We start from the raw sequence: 7,878 nt of genomic DNA, 5'->3' as shown, positions 1-7,878 counted from the left end.
GGCCGCCGCCGGGCCGCTGCGGCTGGTCAAGAGCAGGTGGCGTACGCCGTGGTTGCCGGCCAGGTGCCGGGCGACGTGCGCGCCGAGCCCGCCGGTGCCGCCGGTGACCAGCACCGTGCCGTCGGTCGGCCACCCGCTGCCGGTGCCGGCTGCGTCGTCGGGGGTGGTGGCGACCCGGGCCAGCCGGGGCACACTGATCTCCCCGTCGCGTACCCGCAGCTCCGGTTCGCCGGTGGCCAGGGCGGCGGCCAGCAGCGACGTCGGGGCGTCGCCGAGCCGGACGGTGACGAACCGGTCCGGGTTCTCCGTCTGCGCGGCGCGCAGCAGACCCCAGACCGCCTCGGTGGCGAGGTCGTCGGCGCGGCTGACGAAGACCAGCCGGGTGCCGGCCAGCCGCGCGTCGGCCAGCCACTGCTGGACCAGCGTCAACGCGTCGGCGGTGGCGGCCCGGACGTCACCGGCGCCGACCCCGACGAACGCCCACTCGGGGGCGGTCGCGCCGGCGTCGATCGCGGCACCCAGCGCGGCCGGGTCGGCGTGCCGGGTGGCCGTGCCGATCCGCTCGTCGCCGAGCACCACCCAGCGGGGGGTGCCCGCCGGGGCGGGCCGGTGCCCGAGCTTCGTCCACTCCAGCCGGAACAGCCGCTCGTGGTAGCCGCCCCGGGCGGCGGTGAGCTGGGCGGTGGAGACCGGCCGGGAGACGAACGACCGCACCGACGCCACCGGTGCGCCGGTGGCGTCGGCGAGGGTCACCGACACGCTGTCCCCGGCGGCCGGGGCGATCCGCACCCGCACCTCGGCGGCACCGGCGGCGTGCAGGGTGACGTCGTTCCAGGCGAACGGGATGCGCACCTCGTCGTCGGTGGGCTCGCCCCGGCGGGCCGCGTCGATGGCGTGCAGGGCGGCGTCCAGCACCGCCGGGTGCAGGCCGAAGCGGGCCGCCTCGGCCCGGCTGTCGGCGGGGAGCGCGACCTCGGCGTACACCTCCTGGCCGCGCCGCCAGACGGCCTTGAGGCCCTGGAAGACCGGGCCGTAGCCGTAGCCCTGGTCGGCGAGTTCGGCGTAGATGCCGGCCAGGTCGACCGGGCGGGCGTCGCGCGGCGGCCACTGGGTGAGCGGCTGCCCGGCGTCGGCGGTCTCCGGGGTGAGGAAGCCGCTGACGTGCCGGGTCCAGAGCTGGTCGTCCGGGTCGGACCCGTCGGGCCGCGAGTAGACGGCCACCGGGCAGCGGCCGGCCGGGTCGGCGGCGCCGACGACCACCTGGAGGGCGACGCCGCGCTCGTCGAGCGCCAGCGGGGCCTCCAGGGTCAGCTCCTCGACGGTGGGGCAGCCGACCTGGTCGCCGGCCCGCACGGCCAGCTCGACGAAGGCGGTGCCGGGCAGCAGCGCCACCCCGGAGATGGTGTGGTCGGCCAGCCACGGGTGGCTGCGCAGCGACACCCGACCGGTGAGCACCACCCCGTCGCCGCCGGCCAGGCCGACGACCGCGCCGACCAGCGGGTGCCCGGCGGCGAGCTGGCCGAAGCCGGTCGCGTCGCCGCTGCCGCCACCGGATTCCATCCAGAACCGGCGACGCTGGAACGGGTACGTGGGCAGCGCGACCCGGCGGGCCCCCCGGGCGGCGAAGAACGCCGTCCAGTCCACCGGCACCCCCCGCACGTGGGCGCGGGCGACGGCGGCGACGATGTCGGTCTCCTCGTCGTGGTCGGCGCGCAGCAGCGGGGCGAAGACCACGTCGGCGTCGTCGTCGAGGCAGGCCGGACCCATCGCGGAGAGCACACCGGCCGGACCCAGTTCGAGGAAGGTGGTGACCCCCTCGTCGGCCATCGCCCGGACCGCGTCGGCGAACCGGACGCTGTCGCGCACGTGCCGCACCCAGTAGTCGGGGTCGCACAGCTCACCGGAGAGCACCGGCCGGCCGGTGACCGTGGAGACGACCGGGATGGTCGGCGGACGGTAGGTGAGCACGTGCGCGAGCCGGCCGAACTCGGCGAGCATCGGCGTCATCAGCGGCGAGTGGAAGGCGTGGCTGACCTTCAGCCGCTTCGTCTTGTGCCCGGCGGCGGCGAGGGCGGCGACCACCTCCAGCACGGCGTCCTCGTCGCCGGAGACCACCACCGAGGCGGGGCCGTTCACCGCGGCAAGGCCCACCTGCGCCTCGCGGCCGGCCAGCAGCGGGCGGACCTGTTCCTCGGTGGCCTGCACCGAGATCATCGCGCCCTCGGCGGGGAGCTGCTGCATGAGCCGGCCCCGGGCGGCGACCAGCAGCGCGGCGTCCTCCAGGGAGAGCACCCCGGCGACGTGGGCGGCGGCCAGCTCACCGATCGAGTGCCCGGCGAGCAGGTCCGGCCGGACCCCCCACGACTCCAGCAGCCGGAACTGGGCGACCTCCACCGCGAACAGCGCGCACTGGGTGTAGGCGGTCTGGTCGAGCAGGGCCGCCTCGGCGGTGCCGGGCTCGGCGAACAGCACGTCGGCCAGCGGCACGTCCAGTTGCAGGTCGAGCCAGCCGCAGGCGTCGTCGAACGCGGCGGCGTAGACCGGGTAGCTGCGGTGCAGCTGCCGGCCGGCGTTCAACCGCTGGCTGCCCTGCCCGGTGAACAGGAATCCGAGCCCACCACCGGCGGCCTGCCCCAGGCGTACGCCGGGCACGTCGCCACCGGCGGCGAGGGCGGCCAGGTCCTGGACCGCCCCGACCCGGTCCCGGGCCACCAGCACCGCCCGGTGCTCCAGCGCGGTCCGGGTGGTGGCCAGCGAGTACGCGACGTCGAGCAGTTCCGGGGCGTCCCCGTCGGTGCCCACGACGGCGAGCAGCGCGGCGGCCTGGTCGCGCAGCGCCGCCTCGCTCCGGGCGGAGAGCACCACCGGCAGCACCTCGCTGGGCAGCTGCGGCACGGCGGGCACGGCCTCGTCGTCGACGGCCGGCGGCTCCTCGACGATGACGTGCGCGTTGGTGCCGCTGACCCCGAACGAGGAGACCCCGGCCCGGCGCGGGTGGCCCGGGTCGTCCCACGGGCGGGCCTCGGTGAGCAGGGCGACGGTGCCGGCGGACCAGTCCACGTTGGGGGTGGGCGCGTCGACGTGCAGGGTCCGTGGCAGCACCCGGTGCCGCATCGCCATCAGCACCTTGATCACACCGGCGACACCGGCGGCGGCCTGCGAGTGGCCGATGTTGGACTTCAGCGAACCGAGCCACAGCGGCCGGTCGGCGGGGCGTTCCCGGCCGTAGGTGGCGATGATCGCCTGCGCCTCGATCGGGTCGCCGAGCCGGGTGCCGGTGCCGTGCGCCTCGACCAGGTCGACGTCGGTGGGGGCCAGGCCGGCCGACGCCAGCGCGGACATGATCACCCGCTGCTGGGACGGCCCGTTCGGGGCGGTCAACCCGTTGGACGCGCCGTCCTGGTTGATCGCCGAACCCCGGATCACCCCGAGCACCCGGTGGCCGTTGCGGCGGGCGTCGGAGAGCCGCTCCAGCACCAGGATGCCGACCCCCTCGGCCCAGCCGGTGCCGTCGGCCGCCGCCGCGAACGGCTTGCACAGCCCGTCCGGGGCGAGACCACGCTGCCGACTGAACGCGGTGAACGCGCCCGGGTGCACCATCACCGCGACGCCACCGGCCAACGCCGTGGTGCACTCGCCGCGCTGCACCGCCTGGCAGGCCAGGTGCAGGGCGACAAGCGAACCCGAGCAGGCGGTGTCCACGGTCAGCGTCGGGCCCTCGAAGCCGAAGGTGTAGGCGAGCCGGCCGGACACCACGCTCGGCGCGTTACCGGTGAGCAGGTAGCCGTCCAGGCCCTCCGGGGCCTCGTGCAGCCGGGGGCCGTACTCCTGCGGTTCGGCGCCGATGAAGACACCGGTCTGGCTGCCGCGCAGCGACGCCGAGTCGATGCCGGCGTCCTCCAGCGCCTCCCAGGCGGTTTCCAGCACCAGCCGCTGCTGCGGGTCCATCGTCATCGCCTCGCGGGGGCTGATGCCGAAGAAGTCCGCGTCGAACTCGGCCGCGCCCTCCAGGAAGCCGCCCTGGCGCACGTACGTCTTGCCCGGCTTGCCCGGGTCCGGGTCGTAGAGCCCGTCGGTGTCCCAGCCCCGGTCGGTCGGGAAGTCGCTGATCACGTGCCGGCCCTCGAAGACCAGCCGCCACAGGTCGTCGGCGGAGGTGCTGTGCCCCGGGTAGCGGCAGCCGATGCCCACCACGGCGATCGGCTCGTCGTCGGCGGCGGGCCGGCGCAGCGGCGCGGCGACCGGCGCGGGCGCGGCGTCCCCACCGAGCAGGGTCCGCAGCAGCCGCCCGACCGCCTGCGGCGTCGGGTGGTCGAAGACCAGGGTGACCGGCAGGTCCAGGCCGGTCGCGGCGGTGAGCCGACGGTGCAGCTCGACCGCGGCGAGCGAGTCGAAGCCCAGGTCGCGGAAGGGCCGGCCGGGCTCGACCGCGTCCGGGCCGTCCGGCAGCACGGTCCGCAGCACGTCGCGGGCCTGCTCCCGGACCAGCGCGGTGAGCGCCCGGTCCTGCTCGTCGGCCGTGCGGCCCTCCAGCCGCCGCCGCAGTGCCGACAGGGCGTCGGGCTCGGCACCGGTGGGGTTCACGGACTCGCTCATGGCACGCTCCACTAGGTCTCCGGGTTCGACGCCCGGCTCGGTGTGTCGGCTTTCGGCGCCCGATCACGGCAAGGCCGCCGCGACCGGTAGGGGGGACCGGTCGCGGCGGCCTCGCGGCGACCGGTGGGTTCACCGGTCGGGGCGGTGGTTACTCCTCGGGCGCGAGCAGCGCGCCCGAGGCGGCGTCGCGCACGGTGATCGCCGACATCGGGCACATGTCGGCGGCATCGATGACCGCCTCGTCGGGCGCGGTCTCCGGGGCCAGGGCGGACGCCTTGCCTTCCCGGATCTCGATCTGGCGGGGGGCCGCGCCGGCGCAGACCCCGGTACCGATGCAGGCGTCCCGGTCGACGGTGACCGTCCACCGGGTGTCCACAGCGGTCACCACGCCACCAGCAGCTTGCTCGGGCCCCGGACCAGCTGGCCGGACTTCCACGACACGCCCGCGTCACCGTCGGCCAGGCTCAGCTCGGGGAACCGGTCCAGGACGGTGTGCAGGGCCACCTGGAGTTCCATCCGGGCGAGCTGCGCGCCGAGGCAGTGGTGCGGGCCGTGGCCGAACGCGACGTGCGGGTTCTGCTCGCGGGTGAAGTCGAAGGTCTCCGGGTTGTCGAAGATCTCCGGGTCCCGGTTGGCGCCGGGCAGCGAGACCAGTACCGGCTCACCGGCACGGACGGTGATCCCGCTCAGCTCCACGTCCTCCACCGCGTACCGGGGGAACATGGCGGCCGGGTTCAGCGGGATCATCCGCAGCAGTTCCTCCACGGCGGCCGGCACCAGGCTCCGGTCGGCGCGCAGCTGCGCCATCAGCTCCGGGTGGGTGAGCAGCGCGTAGACGAAGTTGGGAATGTGCGTGGAGACGGTCTCGACCCCGGTGAGCAGCAGCCCGACCCCGGCGATGGAGAGCAGTTCCTGCTCGGTCAGCCGGTCGCCCTCGTCGCGGGCCTTGACCAGCGCGCCGAGCAGGTCGTCGGTGGGCTGCTCGCGGCGCTGGGCGACGAGCTTGCCCATGTAGCCGAAGAGCTGCTCGGCATAGACCATCAGCTGCTCGCTGGTGCTGGTCAGCCCCTCGGTCCAGATCCGGAACTGGGCCCGGTCCTCGACCGGCACCCCGAGCAGCTCGCAGATGACGGTGATCGGGTACGGCAGGGCGAACAGCTCGACCAGGTCACCCGGCGAGCCCTTGGCGATCATCTCGTCGACGTACTCGTTGGCGATCCGCTGTGCGCCCTCGCGCATCTCGTTGACCCGGCGGGCGGTCAGCGCCTTGCCGGCGAGCTTGCGCAGCCGGGTGTGGTCCGGCGGGTCGAGGCCGATGATGCCCTCGTAGGTCATCTCCTCGCGGGTGCGGGGCTGGTCCTTGCCCTGCGCCGCGGCCCGGCTGAACCGCGGGTCGGTCAGCACGGTCTTGACGTCCTCGTACCGGGTGGCCAGCCAGGACACCTCGCCGTACGGCAGTTGCACCCGGGCCAGCGGCTCGGTGCTGCGCAGCAGCCCGTAGACGGGGTCGATGTCGATCCCGGGCGCCTCGCTGAACGGATATTTACGGATCTCCTGATCGATCGTCACGGAGCACTCCCTCGGGTCGCACCGGGCGCACGTGATCCGGCGCTGGCGTCGATGTCTGCACGGCCGCTCGGTGCGGTACGGCGTATCCGGGCGACACGCCGGGCGCCGGCCGGACCAGGCGAGGGATACGTAATCAGGAAAGGAAATCCACCTACACCCCCGCGACGCCCCTAGCCTCCCCCTACCCGCGGCGCTAAGGGGCGGCTCTGGGGTGCCGCTAGGGGTCCGGGCGGACCGGCCGCCACTAGCGTGTGGTCGAGGCAACGCGCTGTTGACCGTCGAGCGATTCTCGCGGGCGCGCACCGGTGATTGAGTCACGCCACGTCGGTGGGCGCAACCCCCCATGGAGGATGGTTGATGTCCCTGCTCGTTTCCACGACCGCCGATCCGGGGCGGTTCCACTCCTTCGGGCCGCACCACATCGATGAGCTGGGCGCCCGGTACGGATTGTCGGCCGACAATCTGCACGCGATCCGCACCATTTCCCAGGTGCTGCCCTTCCGGGTCAACGAGTACGTCCTGTCGCACCTGATCGACTGGGACCGTATCCCGGACGACCCGATCTTCCGGCTGGTGTTCCCGCAGCGCGGCATGCTCGCCGCCGCCGACGAGCAGCTCCTGGGTGACCTGCTGCGCGCCGGTGACCGCAAGGGGCTGCGCGGCGAGGTGTCCCGGATCAGGGCGGGGCTCAACCCGCACCCGTCCGGGCAGCAGCAGCACAACGTGCCCAGCCTGGACGGCCAGGAGTTGCCGGGCATGCAGCACAAGTACCGGGAGACGGTGCTGTACTTCCCGCAGCAGGGGCAGACCTGCCACGCGTACTGCACCTACTGTTTCCGGTGGGCGCAGTTCGTCGGGGACGCCGACCTGCGGTTCGCCGCGCCCGGCCCGGAGCAGTTGGTGAGCTACCTGCACCGGCACCCGGCGGTGACCGACGTGCTGGTCACCGGGGGCGACCCGATGATCATGTCGACGGAGCGGCTGCGCAGCCACGTGGAGCCGCTGCTGAACGTCGACACCGTGCGCACCATCCGGTTCGGCACCAAGGCGGTCGCCTACTGGCCGTACCGGTTCGTCTCCGACAGCGACGCCGACGATCTGCTGCGGCTGTTCGAGCAGGTGGTCGCGTCGGGGCGCAGCGTCGCGGTGATGGCGCACTTCAGCCACCCCCGGGAGCTGGCCACCGAGGTCGCCACCCGGGCCATCGCCCGGATCAGGTCGACCGGGGCCGTGGTCTACTGCCAGGCCCCGCTGATCCGCTACGTCAACGACGACGCCCGCGCCTGGAGCGAGATGTGGCGGGCCGAGCTGGCCGTCGGCGCGGTGCCCTACTACATGTTCGTCGAGCGGGACACCGGCCCGCGCGACTACTTCCAGGTGCCGCTGACCCGGGCCGCCGACATCTTCCGCACCGCGTACCAGGACCTGCCGGGGCTGGCCCGGACGGTGCGCGGGCCGGTCATGTCGGCCACCCCCGGCAAGGTGCTGGTCGACGGCGTCGAACGGACCCCGGACGGCGACTTCTTCCAGCTCCGGTTGATCCAGGCCCGGGACCGGCGGCTGGTCGGCCGGCCGTTCCGGGCCCGTTGGTCGACCGACGCGGCCTGGCTGAGCGACCTGGAGATCGACCCGGCTGCCCCGGCGGACATCCTCGCCGCCGTCAGCCCCAGCGCGGCCCGCCCCGGCGCGGCCGTCACCGCCTGAGCACGTACC

4 protein-coding genes are annotated in these 7,878 nt (G+C 74.3%); 1 reads left to right on the top strand and 3 read right to left on the bottom strand.

The features are described from left to right. The 3 genes from H1A17_RS00590 to H1A17_RS00580 form a co-directional block, all read right to left on the bottom strand. The coding region (locus H1A17_RS00590) for a type I polyketide synthase (protein ID WP_194820724.1) at window positions 1-4,596 on the bottom strand (4,596 nt) is incomplete at its 3' end. Window positions 4,597-4,744: 148 nt separating this feature from the next. Next, window positions 4,745-4,981, bottom strand: a complete 237-nt coding sequence (locus H1A17_RS00585; protein ID WP_145918688.1) for a ferredoxin — start codon at window positions 4,979-4,981, stop codon at window positions 4,745-4,747. Further along, window positions 4,978-6,165, bottom strand: a complete 1,188-nt coding sequence (locus H1A17_RS00580; protein ID WP_145918687.1) for a cytochrome P450 — start codon at window positions 6,163-6,165, stop codon at window positions 4,978-4,980. The genes H1A17_RS00585 and H1A17_RS00580 overlap by 4 nt, the downstream gene beginning before the upstream one ends. 357 nt (window positions 6,166-6,522) lie before the next feature. Between H1A17_RS00580 and H1A17_RS00575 the strand changes: the two genes are divergently transcribed. Beyond that, window positions 6,523-7,869: a KamA family radical SAM protein gene (locus H1A17_RS00575; protein ID WP_194820723.1), complete on the top strand. Its 1,347-nt coding sequence runs from the start codon at window positions 6,523-6,525 to the stop codon at window positions 7,867-7,869. Window positions 7,870-7,878: the final 9 nt, after the last annotated feature.

Source organism: Micromonospora sp. S-DT3-3-22, assembly GCF_015354745.1.
Lineage (GTDB): Bacteria > Actinomycetota > Actinomycetes > Mycobacteriales > Micromonosporaceae > Micromonospora > Micromonospora wenchangensis.
Note: the sequence above shows the minus strand (reverse complement) of the source record. Positions and strands in the feature narration are given on the sequence as shown.